12 protein-coding genes are annotated in these 16,478 nt (G+C 51.5%); 1 reads left to right on the forward strand and 11 read right to left on the reverse strand.

What is annotated here, in order from left to right; translation table 11 throughout:
* Window positions 1-61 precede the first annotated feature (61 nt).
* From BMX82_RS03200 to BMX82_RS03240, 10 genes are all read right to left on the reverse strand, one after another.
* Window positions 62-2,467 carry a fimbrillin family protein gene (locus BMX82_RS03200; protein ID WP_091765988.1) on the reverse strand — a complete coding sequence of 802 codons (2,406 nt, stop codon included), beginning with the start codon at window positions 2,465-2,467 and terminating at the stop codon, window positions 62-64.
* Between the two features lie 173 nt (window positions 2,468-2,640).
* Window positions 2,641-2,817, reverse strand: coding sequence for a hypothetical protein (locus BMX82_RS12950; RefSeq protein WP_177171999.1), 177 nt, complete (start codon window positions 2,815-2,817; stop codon window positions 2,641-2,643).
* 134 nt (window positions 2,818-2,951) lie between these two features.
* On the reverse strand, window positions 2,952-5,216 hold the full coding sequence (locus tag BMX82_RS03205) for a fimbrillin family protein (RefSeq protein ID WP_091765991.1): 2,265 nt from the start codon (window positions 5,214-5,216) through the stop codon (window positions 2,952-2,954).
* An 85-nt stretch (window positions 5,217-5,301) separates the two neighbouring features.
* On the reverse strand, window positions 5,302-7,743 hold the full coding sequence (locus BMX82_RS03210; RefSeq protein WP_091765993.1) for a fimbrillin family protein: 2,442 nt from the start codon (window positions 7,741-7,743) through the stop codon (window positions 5,302-5,304).
* A gap of 18 nt (window positions 7,744-7,761) precedes the next feature.
* Entirely contained in the window at window positions 7,762-8,772 is a 1,011-nt protein-coding gene (locus tag BMX82_RS03215; protein WP_091765997.1) for a fimbrillin family protein, read from the reverse strand.
* A gap of 26 nt (window positions 8,773-8,798) precedes the next feature.
* Window positions 8,799-9,776: a fimbrillin family protein gene (locus BMX82_RS03220; protein ID WP_091766000.1), complete on the reverse strand. Its 978-nt coding sequence runs from the start codon at window positions 9,774-9,776 to the stop codon at window positions 8,799-8,801.
* A 96-nt stretch (window positions 9,777-9,872) separates the two neighbouring features.
* Window positions 9,873-11,024 carry a fimbrillin family protein gene (locus BMX82_RS03225; protein WP_091766003.1) on the reverse strand — a complete coding sequence of 384 codons (1,152 nt, stop codon included), beginning with the start codon at window positions 11,022-11,024 and terminating at the stop codon, window positions 9,873-9,875.
* Window positions 11,017-12,012: a hypothetical protein gene (locus tag BMX82_RS03230; protein WP_036913233.1), complete on the reverse strand. Its 996-nt coding sequence runs from the start codon at window positions 12,010-12,012 to the stop codon at window positions 11,017-11,019. The genes BMX82_RS03225 and BMX82_RS03230 overlap by 8 nt, the downstream gene beginning before the upstream one ends.
* A 38-nt stretch (window positions 12,013-12,050) precedes the next feature.
* Entirely contained in the window at window positions 12,051-12,605 is a 555-nt protein-coding gene (locus BMX82_RS03235; RefSeq protein WP_091766006.1) for a DUF3575 domain-containing protein, read from the reverse strand.
* A 496-nt stretch (window positions 12,606-13,101) separates the two neighbouring features.
* The gene (locus tag BMX82_RS03240) at window positions 13,102-15,033 is read right to left on the reverse strand and encodes a sugar phosphate nucleotidyltransferase (protein WP_091766009.1); all 1,932 of its coding nucleotides are present in this window, start codon (window positions 15,031-15,033) and stop codon (window positions 13,102-13,104) included.
* 186 nt (window positions 15,034-15,219) lie between these two features.
* On the opposite strand from BMX82_RS03240, the gene BMX82_RS03245 reads away from it, so the two are divergent.
* Window positions 15,220-15,816: an RNA polymerase sigma factor gene (locus BMX82_RS03245; RefSeq protein ID WP_255396538.1), complete on the forward strand. Its 597-nt coding sequence runs from the start codon at window positions 15,220-15,222 to the stop codon at window positions 15,814-15,816.
* 1 nt (window position 15,817) lies between these two features.
* Here BMX82_RS03245 and rpe read toward each other — a convergent pair whose 3' ends face one another.
* Window positions 15,818-16,465, reverse strand: coding sequence for a ribulose-phosphate 3-epimerase (gene rpe, locus BMX82_RS03250; protein WP_036913244.1), 648 nt, complete (start codon window positions 16,463-16,465; stop codon window positions 15,818-15,820).
* Window positions 16,466-16,478 lie beyond the last annotated feature (13 nt).

The raw sequence follows: 16,478 nt of genomic DNA on the forward strand, positions 1-16,478 counted from the left end.
TAATTATAATATTTCTATATGTTGTACATTTTCTCTATATAAAGAGCGCTTCTATATGTTGTTAATAGGCAAAGACAGCAAAAACCCAATAACCATCAGGATACCTTTTTAATGGGCTATATGTGCCGCCACGATTATAGAAAGTAAAGCCCCAAGCGTTGGTGGTACTATATTCCGAACTCGACCAATAACCGTTTGCCCTAAATCCAGTTCCACCTGCTGCTGTAACTATAGCATTCAAATTAGAGGCACCATAGTTTGTGAGGTTAGCCGTCCTTGATGCCAAACCTTCTGCAATCAACTGCCATTGACCTACACTCGCAAGGAACCACTGACTGGCGCCTGCAGGTCTGGCTGTGCTGTAGTTTCTTGCCCAAGTCGCAGCAGCATGGGTATGACCTACACAATTTGAAGTAACACCCGTACCATTACTATTAGCCAAGGTATTGGTACAGTCTATACCATTCAAATACGTAAAAGCTGTAGCTTCATTTGATGTCTGAGTAACGCATGTACCACCATTGGAGGTGTACCAAAATTGGGCCCCACTTTCTGTCAGAGATCTCACAAGAGAATTGTAAGACGGATTGGTAACATCTACATTGGCACCCACATAGGCTATTATTCCTGAAGCTGTAGTACCAGCAGAAGTAGCAGCACTCGCACTACTATAGACCTTACCATTGGCACCCAGAACCTTACCGATATCATCAGGAGTCAAATGAGTAGTACGGGCTTCGGCGAGACCTTCATTGCGGAATAGGCGGATGGGATAGCCCCACTTCTTGCCGTAGTTGTAGACGAACAGGTAATCAGTGTTGAAGTTCAGGAGAAAAGCATTGTCAAACGAAGTCTCCGTGGCCGACCAGTAGCGGCCGGTCGTACCGAGATTGCCATCGGCAGTACCAGTTCCTCCATTACTGCTGTTATTCCTATAGCCGACGGCATAGAACTGGCGCTTCATGGCGCCCTCTTCTTCATTGAGCGTTGTCCAGAAAGAGGCATCGTTCATATAGGACGTAAGCCTAGTGCCCAACGATGCATCGTTTTTATCCAAATAATCGATTAGTTTGGCAGTTACGGTCAGTACACTGCCGCTTAACGCATACTTCCATGCACTACAATAAGGCGTACCAAGGTATCGGAGGGCATAGCGGACATTGGACGACGCGGTGTAAGTGCTCCAATACGACCAGTCGTCAACACCCGTCTTCGTCTCATCATTGTATCCAAAGATGCAGGTTTGGGCAGAGGACACAAGACCTCCAGACGGCATGAAATCGGTAGTAAATACATTAGATTCAGAAGGCAGCATACTAAACCACTCCTTCCGACAAGGCAGATGATACTTAAACCCAGTGGTACCGTCTGTAATATCGCCACCCCAGTAAGTATCATAAGGTGCACCTTGATATGCAAAATAGCCCATCGCGTCAGACCATTTATAACAATAACTGGATCCCGTCGCAGCTGGGTTCGTCTCTAATGTCACCACCTTCGTGCTGGAGTTGTAACTCTTTACATTGTTCTCAGCTACATAATAGAGCGGATTCATATATTTATTTCTATACACATCCACAGCTGCACTGTTTGTGGTGGTGGAGGACCAGGGGGAGACGGTATAGGTAACGACAATCTGCTCCTCGTGGAGGTCGACGTTGAAGATGTACTGCAGGCCGCTCTGGAACGTGATGGCGTTAGGCAGCTTGTAGGTCAGCGGCGTGCTGCTGTGTAAGGCGGAGGTCACCTCGATGAGGGTGGCATCGGCCGCCTTGCTCTGTGGCGGAATGAGCGCCACGCAGTTTATGTTCGCCGTCTGTCCCGAATGACTGTACATGGTGATGTCGGTGGCGCTGCCACTTGCTGTGCCGAGTGTTCCGTCAGAGGCGTTAAACGGCACTGTTGGCAGTATGCCCTTTAGCTTAATCGTCTTAATGCTCGACACACGCGTGGTGGTGGTTACTTTTATCTTCGCCATCTTGTGGGCAAAGGTAAGCGCACCCGTCGATGCGGGGAAGACCTTCGTGATATTAGCAGAGGCGAACATCAGGTCGCTGGCACGATAGGCATCGTCGCCACTCTGGTTGGCCTCAACCGTAAACGAGGTGGTCTCCTCAGTGACCGACGACGGGTAATAGGCCCTGACGCCGGTGCTGGTCTCAGAGAGTTTGAAGTAAGGCTGACTGGCAGGCGTGGTGCCACCTGCCCCATCGGCCGTAAAGGTGGTGCTCCGCGGCACCACGTCGGTACTGGTGAAGTAGGCATAGAACGTCTGTCCGCTGGCCAACTGGACCGACTGGATGTCGGTGGTGGCGGTACGGGTAGAAACAGCCTTGGGGCTTATCGTGAGGTTGATAGGCACCATCCCCTCTCCCGTTGCCGACTTGTCCATGCTGTCTTCTATGCAACTGGCGGGCAGTAGCACCATCGCTGCCATCATCGGTATTATGTTCTTTATCTTCATCATATTTATCTATCAATCTATCGCGCGACACATACAAACGCAAAAGCGCCCTGACTTTATTCAAGTCAGGACGCCGCAGGGGGGAATATCAGAAACCTTATATACTAAGGTTTAAATTCATTGAACATTTTTTATAAGAGACCAAATGTTGATACGCGTAATGTCAAGGGCAGTTATCATTTCACTGCTATATCATAATAATGTGAATCAGCAGCGATTTTCCTCAGCCGCTCCTCTTCAGCGAATATCTCGTTTGCCTTTCTTTGGAAAGCATCCTTGCGGTCTCTGGCTCTTTGAAGCCAAGCCAAAACCTCTTCGCGTGTTCGTTTCTTATAATTTGTCTTTGCTTCCATAATACTTTAATTCCGTTTCTGGGCGCAAATTTACGACAATAATTCGAATGTACCAAGAAAAAGGCAAGAAATCTTTCATCCTGCGGCGGTTGTGTGTCAGTAAGTTAAAGAGCGCTTTCTTAATATTTTGTACATCAGAATGCAATCATCGGACGTACACGTGCCGTAGCGGAATTGGTCGAGGTCATATAGCTGCTATAAGCGAACTGACCTCCTTCATAGACGAACCATGGGAAGTTGGAAGTTGCTATATCGTTACACCAGTATGTAAGGGTTCCCATTGCACGACCGCCAGCAGCAGTGATATAACTATTAAATGTTGTATAGTTATTATTAAATGCCGCAGCGTATTGCGGATATGTGCCAACCACCCAAGAGCGCCCTGATACCGCAGTAACACTACTCATTCCACTTGTTCGATTTGCATATGTATAAAGTGTACCATCACTCGAAGCCGAGCCACCAACATTAAATAGCGACACAGCATATCCGGAAGTACCACTCTTATAGACCACGACTCCAGCAACCTTAACTCCACTTGCTAAGTGACTCTTATAATTCAAGTCATAAGCCTTACCATCACTGCAAACGAGAAAACCTGGAGAAGAATTAGCCAAGGTTACACCTAAACCAAGACGAGTCACACCAACTCCTTCATTGCGGAATAGGCGGACAGTATGACCCCATTTTTTATCGGTGTAGTCGACAGCCATACCTAGATTTGTAAAGTAAATACGGCTACTATAGCCATTGCCTGTCGCAGTCTCTGTAGAACAAGACCAATAGCGACCCGCTTCATTAATATTCACATCGGCAACACCAGTGCCTCCATTTTGACTATTATAACGATATCCAGCCTCATATAATTTACGTTGTATAGCTCCCTCACCTTCATCATTGGTGTTCCACCAAGAATCGCTTTGGCTCATATAACTATTAAGTTTGCTAGATAGCGATGTATCATCTTCAGCAATATAGTCGATAAGCTTGGCCGTTATTGTCAACACGTATCCACTTAACTGATACTTCCATACTGAGCAATATCGAGTTCCAAGGAAACGGATGGCATATCGCGTAAGAGGTCTGTTTGTAGCGTCGTAATTGCTCCAATATGACTTATACTGACGACCTGCCTGAGTTTCTGCATTATAACCGAATATGCAAGAATTCTCTGTGTAGAGGCCCGACGTGACAAAAGGATCATTATCACTTGTAGCAAATATATTCTCAATATCTGAAGGGATTACAAGTGCAGGTATTATACTCAACCACTCCTTCCGACAAGGTAAATGATACTTAAACCCAGTGGAGCCATCGGTGATGTCGCCTATCCAGTAAGTATCATACGAAGCACCTTGATTAGCAAAATAGGCCATGGCATCGTACCATTTATAACAATAACTGGAGCCTGCGGCGGCGGGGTTGGTCTCTAAGGTGACCACCTTCGTACTGCTATTATAGCTTTTCACGTTGTTCTCTGCCACATACCAGAGGGGATTCAGGTGCTTGTCCTTATTAGTGCACTTCACGTTATACACGTACTTGGAATTCGAGGCGAAGGTAGCCACGGCATTGGGGATGGTGGCTGTGACGTCGCCGATGGTGACGGTGAGCATGCCACTGGAGGCAGTCTGCGGCGGGATGACGGCCTCGAACGTACCATTGCCCGTATGACGGGCGGTGATGGTGACGGCCGTACCACTGGCCGAGCCGAGGTCACCCGTCTGGGCGTTGATGCTGACGGTGGGCTTCACACCGCGTATCTGCACCGTAGCATCTGTCATATCGCTGGGAATCAGCCCGATGCCAGGGGTGAGGTTCACCTCGATCTTCGAGAGCTTATGGATGAAGTTGACGGTGCCGGCCGACTCCCAACTGCCGGTTCCCTCGCCATACATCAAGTCGGACTTCTCGTAGTTACCCGTGGCGCTCTGGTCGGCCAGCACGGTATGCGTCAGCGTGCCGATGGCCGTACCCTCCGTAGGAGTAGTAGAGAAATTGCCATGAACGGCACGGAAGGTGAGACCGTCGCCGTCGCTGGGGTAATACTTCGTAGATCCCGTCAGGCCGCCACTGCCGTTGGAGGTGAGGTTCCAGGCCTGCAGGAAGGCATAGGTGCCAGCGGTGCCCTTGTCGGCCCAGAGGTATACTTTCTGACCGTTGATCAGTGTGGTTTCCTGTATGCCACGGGTCAAGGCGCGACTCTGGTAAGCATCCCAGGCATCGCGGGTCCAAGCCGAGGGATCGCCCATAGCGAGGGTTTCCGACGCCACATTGGCAGTAAGCTGTATGGTCACAGCTTCACCTACCTGCGCCTTCTGCTGTTCGTCAGCCTCGGCACAAGCCCCCAGCAGCCCCATCGCTGCCATCATCAGTATTATGTTCTTTATCTTCATCATATCTATACAATGTATGCGTGCATACAAGCTCTTTCGAGCGTAGCGTTTCTCGAGGCGGAGCCTCAGAGAGCGCTTCTATATGTTGTTAATAGGCAAAGACAGGAAATACGGGATACTGAGAATTACTGTTTTTAGCAAGATGGTACGCACCACCAACATTATAGGCCGTCCAACCCCAAGCTTCAGCTGTACTGTACTCCGTACACGTCCAATAGCCATTTTGCCAGAATGTTTCTCCACCGGTTGGGCTAATCACGGTATTAATGTTTGAAGCTCCATAATTAGCAGGACTAGCTGTCTTTGATGCCAATCCCTCAGCTATCAATTTCCATTGACCAACACTTGCAAGGAACCACTGACTGGCACCGCTAGGACGTGCTGTGGAAAAATTCTTAGCCCGCTGTGCTGGAGTATGTGTATGTCCAACACAATTACTTGTCACACCCGTACCATTACTGTTGGCCAAGGTGTTGGTACAGTCTATACCATTCAAATATGTTAAAGCTTGATCTTCATTTGACACCTGGGTAACACACGTACCACTTGCATAGGCGTACCATGTACTTACGGCCTGATTATTGACAGTAGTCATAGCTCGTACAAGAGAATTGTAGGACGGATTGGTAACATCTACATTGGCACCCACATAGGCTATTATTCCTGAAGCCGTAGTACCGGCAGAAGTAGCAGCACTCGCACTACTATAGACCTTACCATTGGCACCCAGCACCTTACCGATATCATCAGGAGTCAAATGAGTTGCACGGGCTTCGGCGAGACCTTCATTGCGGAATAGGCGGATGGAGCAGCCCCACTTTTTGTCCATGATATGGACGTGTAGGCCGCCACTGTGGAAGTATAGTTGACGAGCACTCTCAAACGAAGTCTCCGTAGCCGTCCAGTAGTGGCCGTACGTACCGATATCGTAGTCGGCAGTACCAGTTCCTCCATTACTGCTGTTATTCCTATAGCCGACGGCATAGAACTGGCGCTTCATGGCGCCCTCATCTTCATTGAGCGTTGTCCAGAAAGAGGCATCGTTCATATAGGCCGCAAGCTTAGTGCCCAACGATGCATCGTTCTTGTCCAAATAATCGATTAGCTTGGCAGTCACGGTCAGTACACTTCCGCTGAGTTCATACTTCCATGCACTACAATAAGGCGTACCAAGGTATCGGAGGGCATAGCGGACTTTGGACGACGCGGTGTAAGTGCTCCAATACGACCAGTCGTCAACACCCGTCTTCGTCTCATCATTGTATCCAAAGATACAGGTCTGAGCTGAAGATACAAGGCCGCCACTTGGCTGATAGGAACTAGAGGTATTATTAAACACGTTGGCGTTGGAGGGCAACACACTGAACCACTCTTTCTGTACGGGGAAATGATACTTAAACCCAGTGGTACCGTCTGTAATATCGCCACCCCAGTAAGTATCATAAGGTGCACCTTGATATGCAAAATAGCCCATCGCGTCAGACCATTTATAACAATAACTGGATCCCGTCGCAGCTGGGTTCGTCTCTAATGTCACCACCTTCGTGCTGGAGTTGTAACTCTTTACATTGTTCTCAGCTACATAATAGAGCGGATTCATATATTTATTTCTATACACATCCACAGCTGCACTGTTTGTGGTGGTGGAGGACCAAGGGGAGACGGTGTAGGTGACGACGAGCTGCTCCTCGTGGAGGTCGACGTTGAAGATGTACTGCAGGCCGCTCTGGAACGTGATGGCGTTAGGCAGCTTGTAGGTCAGCGGCGTGCTGCTGTGTAAGGCGGAGGTCACCTCGATGAGGGTGGCATCGGCTGCCTTGCTCTGCGGCGGGATGAGCGCCACGCAGTTTATGTTCGCCGTCTGTCCCGAATGACTGTACATGGTGATGTCGGTGGCAGATCCCGTGGCTGTCCCAAGAGCTCCGGTAGAAGCCGTAAACGGCACTGTGGGCAGTATGCCCTTCAGCTTAATCGTCTTAATGCTCGACACACGCGTGGTGGTGGTTACTTTTATCTTCGCCATCTTATGGGCAAAGGTAAGCGCACCCGTCGATGCGGGGAAGACCTTCGTGATATTAGCAGAGGCGAACATCAGATCGCTGGCGCGATAGGCATCGTCGCCGCTTTGGTTGGCCTCAACCGTAAACGAGGTGGTCTCCTCTGTGACCGACGACGGGTAATAGGCCCTGACGCCGGTGCTGGTCTCAGAGAGTTTGAAGTAAGGCTGACTGGCAGGCGTGGTGCCACCTGCCCCGTCGGCCGTAAAGGTGCTGCTCTGCGGCACCACGTCGGCACTGGTGAAGTAGGCATAGAACGTCTGTCCACTGGCCAGCTGGGCCGACTGGATGTCGGTGGTGGCGGTACGGGTTGAAACAGCCTTGGGGCTTATCGTGAGGTTGATAGGCACCATCCCCTCCCCCGTTGCCGACTTGTCCATGCTGTCTTCTATGCAACTGACGGGCAGTAGCATGACGACGCCTAGCATGAGCGAGCGCGATAGCGTGCTAAGAGTTGTATTGAGCTGTTTCATACCGTTCTTCGTGTTTACTTAATTAAGCGCTTCAGTACCGTCGTTCACCAGTGTCTCCGTACCGCCATTGTCCCAGTTGGTGATGGCAGTCGTGATGCCGATAGACGCTGCACTGATCGTGATGTTAAATGTGTAGGAGCTACCGCTGGCGAACGTCTTATTATCGAGACTGTATGTAGCCGTACCCATATTGGTGACCACCTGTAGGAATGCTCCCGTAATGGTCTCTGGCACTACTAGGGCCGCACGTTCTGCCGTGGCCGACGTACCGCCTGTATAGACGGATATATAGTCGCTTGTCGTATTAGCATCGGTGAGCGTGGTGCCGAGGGTACAAGTCTGTGGCGTGGCGATGTCGATGGTGCGGTGACCACCCACGATACGTATGTCGGTGATGGTGCTCACACCCTTGCTGGTATTGGCCGTAGCCGATACGATGATCTTCGCCATGCGGTGGTAGAAGGTAAGCGTGCCGGAGCCTTGGGCATCCCCCGGGTTGCGGGTGGCCTCGCCGTAGGCATACATCAGGTCGCTGGCCTTGTAATTGGCATCAGCGGTCTGATCGGCCGCCACAGAGAACGACGACGTGGTGTTTGTAACCGCCGAGGGGTAATAGGCATGCACAGGAACGTTTGTGACGGCCGCCGGGAAATACAGCTGCTGCGCAGTCGTGGGGGTCGTGGAACCATCGGTGGAGAACGTGATATGGTCGCCATCCGTGGTTCCTATGCGTACGCCATTAGGGAAGTAGGCGTAGAAATGTTCGCCCGAATCGAACTGCGTAGACTGTATTGCTGTGCCGGCACGGGTAAACCCTGCCTCTGGGTTCTCCTGCACAAACCCAAGCATGTCGCCCTGCATGGCCACAGACGTAGCCAGCCAGATTCGTGCCAAGGCAGGTTTTGGCTGCGGACCTTCCTCGACACCGCCGTCATTCGACGGTGTTGTCGGCAGGTCGTCGTTGATGCAGCCAGTAGCCAGCAATAGCAGCCCCACTAACGCGGAGTATATAAACTTTTTCTTACGCATAGCCGTAATGTTGTTTACACGTCGGATTAGAGATTGATCGTTCCGGGCGTCGTACTTCCAGCGGTCCAGTCATTAATTGTCACTGATTCAAGTGTCAGTCCTGCCAGATTAAGCGTGAAATTGTAGGTATACTTGCTACCGGCTGCAAATGTCTGGTCTGCAGGAAGGTCAAAGGTATAGTCATGGCTGTTGTAGGTGATGGTGAATAGCGTGGTTCCAGTCGCCACCATCTGCGGCACGATGATACCTACATTGCTCAGATAGGCGCTACCAGAATCCAGCGTACCAAGTATGGCGATATCGCCGACCGTACCACTTGCCGTGGCAGTAACCTCTCCTGTTGGGACACCGCCACCGTCAGCGCCGAAAGTAAGATTTGCCGTAGGAATGGTGTTGTTGATAGTCACGGCAGTCACGTTGGTAGAAATATCCGATGCTGTAATACCGTTGCCAGGCTGAAGCGTCACGATGATCTGCGACATGGCGTGGTTGAATGTCAGCCCGTGGGTACTGCCTTTTGCCTTATTGGTGAGCTTCGTGGCATACATCAGGTCGCTGCTGCGATAGTTGGCCACATTGGTCGTTGTCTGGTCGGCATTCACCGTAAACGTCGCTGTAGGAGTAGGTGTACTTACGACTGTTGAGGGATAAAAGGCACAGATGTCGATGTTCTGCGTAGGATGGTAGTACATCGTACCGCTAAGCTGGATACTTCCTGCCGTTGTTCCTGCCGTACTTGTGGTAGTGTAGGTGGCAGTAGTGTAGGTGGTTGTACCACCTGTAGGATAAGCCTCAACCTCGATGCCAAGGCCGCTGATGAACTGGGTGTTCTGCAGATCGTCTGTTTCAGAAGCACGGGTAGCAGCCCTGTTGGTGAGGTCACTACCGAGACCTTCTACTGAGAGGTGAACAAGCATAGGGTCATACTCATCGTTGATGCACGAAGATACAGAGATAGTTGCCGTAGCCAAGGCGGCTATCAGATAAAAATACTGCTTTTTCATAATTGTAATGTTTTATAGATTGTTACTTAATATTACCTAATCACTTATTATTATTTGTTTTTAATTGGTTCTTTTTCCTTCAATTTGTGTTATTTGTCAGAATTCCAAATCAATGTTGTCGTTAGTTCCTGTAGTCCAGTCGATGATGCTGACGGAAACCTCGATAGGCAGCAAGGTGTCACTGATCACCAGATCGCCGCCCTGTCTACCCGGGCCTCCAGGCGTGGTGTCGACATCTGCATCGCTGGGGTCTTGAGGGTTCACTGGGTTCGGGTCAATCTTACCTGCACCACCGCCGTTGGTAAAGAACGCCACGTTATAGATGTACTTATGTCCCGACTGCCAGACCTGATCGACAGGCAGGGCGGCAAAGCCATACTTAGTGGGGTCGGTGGGATAGATGCAGTTGCTCAGCTCGTCCTTGATACGACAGAGCACAGAGAGATAGGCGCCGTCGGCCGCAGAGCCACCCGTCCACGCCAGAAGCTCCTGGGGGATGAGCAGGAAATTATGATCGCCGAACATGATGCTCTGCTGTGTGGACGTCAGCGTGATGGGCGTAGTGCCCTTGATGATATAGTCCTCAGGTCCTGAGGCTGTACTCCACACAGGATCGGCATTCGCATCCGTCTGGAACGTCATGTCGGCCGTAGAGGGTATGCGGCTGATCTTCACACCCAGCACCTCGACGGTGTACTTGGTCGGATCGCCGTTCTTAGCCACCACCTCAATCTGCGACAGCGCATGACGGAAGCCCAGCACGGCTGCTCCTTTGGCACTGTTCTGGTTGGCACGCACATAAGCCGTCACGATATCGGCCTGATTGATGGCGTTCGACGCAGGCTGATAGCCCGTGAGCTTCTGCTGGGAGTTATCCACAGTCACCTGCTCTTTCAGACTCGCCGGGGCATAGCCGAAGAACCTCAGAGGATAAGGAGGCCAGTACTTCGTAGAGGCCGTCTCCCAATCGCCACCCGACTGCTTCGTCACCTTCAGGTTCTGGAAGTAAGGGTTAGCATCACCCAAGGACGTCACCAGAAACTCGGTGAACGTGGCACCAGTGTAAGAGGCACGCGTAGATGGTTCACACACGTCGGTACTGAAGCGTATCTCCTTAGGGGCAGCGGTGTCGCCATCACTACCGTCAAAGATACATCCCGACATTAATAAGGGGATGGCTGCAAGCAGCCACGAAAAGCGTTTAGTCTTAGTCTTTACTCTTTTCTTTTTCTCAACTCTTTTAATCATTATTATTCCAATTATAGGTCTCAGCTTTCAGTGCGCGCAGGGCCGTAGTGGCCTCCTGTACACCCTGGGCTTCCGCCAGACGGAGATGTACCTCGGCACGGGTGGCATCACCCTTGAGGAGGAACATAACGCCCAGGTGAAGATCGGCACGACTGTCCTGCCGCCATGGATGGAGGTAGGCAGCCGCACGTTCTACATCTCCCCTGAGAAGCGCCACACCGGCCGCATTGATGGCGGCCTCGGCATTGTCAGGGAACAATCGGGCGGCAAGGTCTATGATATCGGAATATTCAGTTGATCCTGGTTTGTGGTTGGCAGCGGTAGCATAGAGCCCCTGAAGCGACACCTGCGAACCGTCGGCAGCGACGGGGCGCGAGGCTATCAGTACATCGTAGTCGATGCGCTGCACCTGCGGGAACACTTCCTGCTGCAACTGACGGTAGGTCTCGCCTCCGGCCAGCATCTTGAGCTGCTGCTCGCGGCCCTTCTGCACGTCTATATGCTCCATGATGTCGAGAGCAGCGGCCTGCAGGGGCAGGTTCTGCAGCTGGCGGGTCAGACGGATGATGCCCTCCCAGTCTTCCGGGATCCAGGCCACCGTCACTTTTCCTGCTGCGAGTCGGTTGGTGAGTACACTCTTCAGCTCTTGCATCTTCAGACTACCACGCATCTCACTGCGACGGGCATTGCCAGAAGGCGCACCATAGCAGATGAGCTCTACGCTCGAAAGCATCTTATCGGGAGACAGCGTACCAATATGCTGACGAATCTCGTCGGCCAGGGCCTCGCCCAAGCGCTGCTTACTGAGATTGCCAAGCTTACGGCTGTCGGCCAGAGGCAATGAACCGCTAACGGTCTGAGAACTGGCCTGTGCCGATGGCGGCACGATACGAATCCACGATGCATCGGCACGGTCGAAACGACTAGCCGACTGAGCTGCTGCTCCCAGCGATACTAATAGTCCAAAGAGAAGAAAGAATCTTTTCATCTTAAGTTTTTATTTATTCGGTCATTTATGTTTCTTGTTTAATAGATCACATACACCAGACTGATGCCTGTGCCTATGGGCAGTACAATGCCCCTTTCGAAATGTCCCTCGTACTCGCCGACATTAAAGCGGTCGTAGCTGGTCAGCAGCACGTCTGCACCCAGCGAGAACTCAAGGTTCCAGTGCGTAGAGAGCATCTTGTGATAGCCCACGGAGAGACCTGTTCCCATCATATAGCCTTGACGGTGCTTGTCGCCAAGCCCTCCTATCCGGACGTTATTTATGTTGAAGCCTCCACCGATGACGTTGATACCCATGAACCATCCCATGAAGGGAGCCTCTCGCCACAGGCGCAACTCAGGTTGTACGCTCCAGTTCTTCCATTTCTTGTCACCAGAGTTGAAACGGTTGTAGGTCCCCATCAGCGAAATACTGTGTCGATCGCTAAGAGCGTACTCTGCACCCAGTGAGGGAATTAACATGGCATCATATGCCAGATTGGTACGTATCGTCCAACTCTGTCCTAATACTTTCTGGTTAGCCCCTGCTAACAGCATCAAAAGGAAAACGAATACAAACTTCTTGATATTCATCTTAAATTGTTTTTAGGTTCCTCCGTTAATAGAGTCTCGTATATTTCTTATCGCAAAGGTAGATTTTATTCTCATATATGCAAAATAAAATTAACACGATTAACAATTATTTATCAAAATACTATCATATTTAACACAAATTATACAAACGCCGAAACAAAACGCACGTAGAAAATATCACGTCCCCATGATAAGAGCTACCCCCCCTCTATACATGCCCTCCCCTCTGTAAAGAGGGAGGGCTATAGTATGAGGGGGTGCTCTGTACGGGGGGACGTCATAACGGAAAAGGAATACCTCCTAAGGTCTACGGAGACAGTCTCCACGGAGCACGGAGATAATCTCCACGGGTGACGGAGATAATCCCCATGGGGGTATAGATGACGTCTCCATAGGGGTACAGATGACGTTTCCATGGGGCGTAGAGACTATCTGAACAACTCACAGGAGATATCCCGACGACCCACAGATGACGTTTCTTTGGCTGGAAGGGGTGTTATTTGCCGAAAGACTCGACGGCAGTAACGAGAGCGGCAGGATTGCCCATGTCGTACATACGGCCCTTGAGACAGACACCGACCATGCCGCTGCGCTGACGGACGGCTTCAAGGGCTGAGGTAAGCTCAATCTCTGAGACATGGTCGCCGTCGATCTCACGCTGAATGATGTCTTCATGCAACTGCGAGAACACCTCTGGCGTGAGGATGTACTGACCAAAGACACTGTAATACTCTTTCTCACCATTCTGATTGCGCACAGCCAGGAAATCCTCGGCATAGCTGGCCTTGGGTTTCTCCATGATGGTGTCGACATGAAGCACACGGTGATCCTTGTCTTCCCACACGCCATGAAGGATGCCATAGCGGCTGACCTCGGCCAGAGGGATGGGATGGATGCTGACCATGAGCGAGTTGTGGCGCTCGTACTCCTCAACCATCTGCAGGGCACAGGGCTTGTGGCTGTCGCTGCGGTAGAGGGTGTCGCCAAGGAGCAGCATGACGGGCTCGTTGCCGGCGAACTGGGCCGCCTGATAGACGGCATGGCCGAAGCCGCGCTTCTCGCGCTGATAGACGTAATGCAGGCGCTTGCCGATGTCGAGGATGTGGTTCTCATAGTCCTGTGCCTCAGGAGGGAGCTTGCGCAGATGTTCCTCGGAGAGAGGGCGCTCGAAGAAGTCGGCATACTGCTGGCGTTCCTCTTCAGAGCCGAGCACCAGACAGATATCCTCGATGCCGCTCTGGATGAGTTCCTCGAGCAGGATGAGGATGACGGGGCGCACCATACCGTCGGGACAGGGTATGGGGAAGAAGTCTTTCTTGAGGGCACGGGTGGCAGGATAGAGACGGGTGCCGAAGCCTGCCACGGGGATAATGGCCTTACGGACGGTATGGACGGGCTTGAGGGTGAGCGTATAGGCTTTCAAGCCCTGACCGTTAAGGTAGTCGACCAGCTGCTGCTGAGCCTCCTCGCTCCTGGCCAGGAACTGCACGGAGCCGTCGCCATGGGAGCCGACACCTTTGCCGCCCCACACCATGGGCTGGATGACGGGATCGTTCAGAACAGCATGAAGCTTGGGTGAATACAAGGCGGGCGACATGGGGGCCACCTGAGCATCGAAAAGGGCTTCAGCCTCGGTCATCAGCTTACCGAGAGCCTCGGCATCGCCCTCTGCCATATAACGGATGGCGCGGTCGACAATGTCAAGGTTTTTCTGACCTAACGCTTCATGTTCAAGCCGCTCGGCTTCGTTTGTAGGGAACGGATAGGCCTTGTTCAGGTCGGAGAGTATCTTGATGGTATTCTTCTCTGCACAGAGGTCGGCAAAGACCCAATACAGATGCTTTTTCACATTCAGCGAACGCACCTCGATCTCATCACCGTCGAAAGTCATCAGGTTGGGCTTCACACCAAAGGCACAGGCCTGGTCGAGACGGCCGCAACGGCTACTGGTGCGCAGCTCGCCGAGATAGGCGATGTTCATCTCGCCTAAGGTGTTGAGATTCAGATTATAGAGCGAGTTGAACGCACGGGCCACGAGCACACAGATGGCTGCCGACGACGACAAACCGCTCTTCATGGGGAGCGTCATCGACGTGATGCGGATACGCACGCCACCCACCTTGTACCACTCTAACATATAGGAGGCCACACCGGCACAGTAGCAGAAGAAATCGCCCGACTTGGCGATACGCTTCAGCTCGGTCTCGTCCATACGGCACGAGAAATCCTTCCATACGTCGCTAATCTCCTCGGCGTCGCTATACAGTTCAAATTTTCCTGATTTTTCGACCTCGGCATAGATTCCCTGCTCGATTCCGGTCACGATGGCAGCGCCGGGTTTGATGTCGGCGTTCATCGTACGATAGTGTCCAGCCCAGTCTGTATGTTCTCCAAATAGGCACAAGCGCCCTGGCACGAATAATTTCATCTCTCTCGTTGTTTTAGATTGCTATTTTTGATGCAAAGGTAAGAAAAAAGCCACAGATGATGCAGATTTTTGAAGATTTTTTTGGATGTTACGACAAAAATAGCTACTTTTGCCCCAGATTAATAACCCTTTAAACAGATTATCGCCTATCGAAACAGACTTTACCCCATTCAAATTTTGAGGAGTATGAGTACATTAGAAAGTATGTCCGACGAACAGTTGGCATTAGCTTACATCGATGGCAATAATCGTGCATTTGACGAGTTACTTTCAAGAAACCAGGAGAAGATCTTCACCTATATCATGTATGTGGTAAAGGATGAGGACCTGGCCAACGACTTGTTTCAGGAGACGTTCCTGAAGGTCATCACCAAACTGCAGAACCACCAGTATTCGGATACGGGTAAGTTTGTGTGGTGGATCACACGCATAGCCCACAACGTGATTATCGACCACTACCGCGCCCAGAAGAGCAGCAAGATTGTGGAGGCACCGAAGGAGAACGACCTGAGCAACCTGCGCAGCGCGTCGGTGATGGGCGACAACCGCGAGAACCAGATGAACAACGAGGAGGTGCTGAACGACGTGAAACGACTGATGGAGGCACTGCCCGAGGTGCAGCGCGACGTGGTGTATATGCGATACTTCCAGGAGCTGTCGTTCAAGGAGATTGCCAAACTGACGAACGTGAGCATCAACACGTCACTGGGGCGCATGCGCTACGCCCTGATTAACCTGCGCAAGCTGACCCAGCAGCACAACGTCAACCTCGTCCTGGAATAGTTTACAGGCTGCGGAGGGAATGGATGACCTGCTCGGGATCGGGAGCACTGAAGACATAGGAACCGCTGACAAGGACGTCGACACCTGCTGCCACCAGACGGGGAGCCGTCTCTCCCTGTACGCCGCCGTCGACTTCAATCAGAGTCTTACAGCCCTTCGTCTCAATCAGCTGGCGCAGACGCTTCACCTTGTCGATGGTGTTCTCGATGAACTTCTGTCCGCCGAAACCGGGATTGACACTCATCAGCAGCACCATATCCACATCGCCAATAATATCTTCGAGCACGCTTACCGGTGTTGACGGGTTGAGCGTGACACCTGCCTTCATACCTGCATTGTGGATCTCCTGAATGGTGCGATGCAGATGTACGCAAGCCTCATAGTGCACGTTCATCATCATGGCACCCAGCTTAGCCGTCTGCTGGATATAACGCTCAGGGCGCTCAATCATATAATGAACGTCGAGCGGTTTCTTACAGGCCTTGGCTACAGCCTCGAGCACAGGGAAGCCAAACGAGATGTTGGGAACGAACGAGCCGTCCATCACGTCGAGATGAAGCCAATCGGCCTCACTACGATTAATCATGTCGATGTCGCGGTCGAGATGCAGAAAGTCGGCAGCGAGTAAAGAAGGTGATACTAATGCCATAAACTTTTTTCTT

The organism is Prevotella sp. khp7, assembly GCF_900109055.1.
Classification (GTDB): domain Bacteria; phylum Bacteroidota; class Bacteroidia; order Bacteroidales; family Bacteroidaceae; genus Prevotella.

What these genes read in the sequence shown, in the direction of transcription:
- BMX82_RS03240 (WP_091766009.1), bottom strand. Translation starts at nt 15,033, where the DNA reads ATGAAATTATTCGTGCCAGGGCGCTTGTGCCTATTTGGAGAACATACA.
- BMX82_RS03235 (WP_091766006.1), bottom strand. Translation starts at nt 12,605, where the DNA reads ATGAATATCAAGAAGTTTGTATTCGTTTTCCTTTTGATGCTGTTAGCA.
- BMX82_RS03220 (WP_091766000.1), bottom strand. Translation starts at nt 9,776, where the DNA reads ATGAAAAAGCAGTATTTTTATCTGATAGCCGCCTTGGCTACGGCAACT.
- BMX82_RS03245 (WP_255396538.1), top strand. Translation starts at nt 15,220, where the DNA reads ATGAGTACATTAGAAAGTATGTCCGACGAACAGTTGGCATTAGCTTAC.
- BMX82_RS12950 (WP_177171999.1), bottom strand. Translation starts at nt 2,817, where the DNA reads ATGGAAGCAAAGACAAATTATAAGAAACGAACACGCGAAGAGGTTTTG.
- BMX82_RS03205 (WP_091765991.1), bottom strand. Translation starts at nt 5,216, where the DNA reads ATGATGAAGATAAAGAACATAATACTGATGATGGCAGCGATGGGGCTG.
- BMX82_RS03230 (WP_036913233.1), bottom strand. Translation starts at nt 12,012, where the DNA reads ATGAAAAGATTCTTTCTTCTCTTTGGACTATTAGTATCGCTGGGAGCA.
- rpe (WP_036913244.1), bottom strand. Translation starts at nt 16,465, where the DNA reads ATGGCATTAGTATCACCTTCTTTACTCGCTGCCGACTTTCTGCATCTC.
- BMX82_RS03215 (WP_091765997.1), bottom strand. Translation starts at nt 8,772, where the DNA reads ATGCGTAAGAAAAAGTTTATATACTCCGCGTTAGTGGGGCTGCTATTG.
- BMX82_RS03200 (WP_091765988.1), bottom strand. Translation starts at nt 2,467, where the DNA reads ATGATGAAGATAAAGAACATAATACCGATGATGGCAGCGATGGTGCTA.
- BMX82_RS03225 (WP_091766003.1), bottom strand. Translation starts at nt 11,024, where the DNA reads ATGATTAAAAGAGTTGAGAAAAAGAAAAGAGTAAAGACTAAGACTAAA.
- BMX82_RS03210 (WP_091765993.1), bottom strand. Translation starts at nt 7,743, where the DNA reads ATGAAACAGCTCAATACAACTCTTAGCACGCTATCGCGCTCGCTCATG.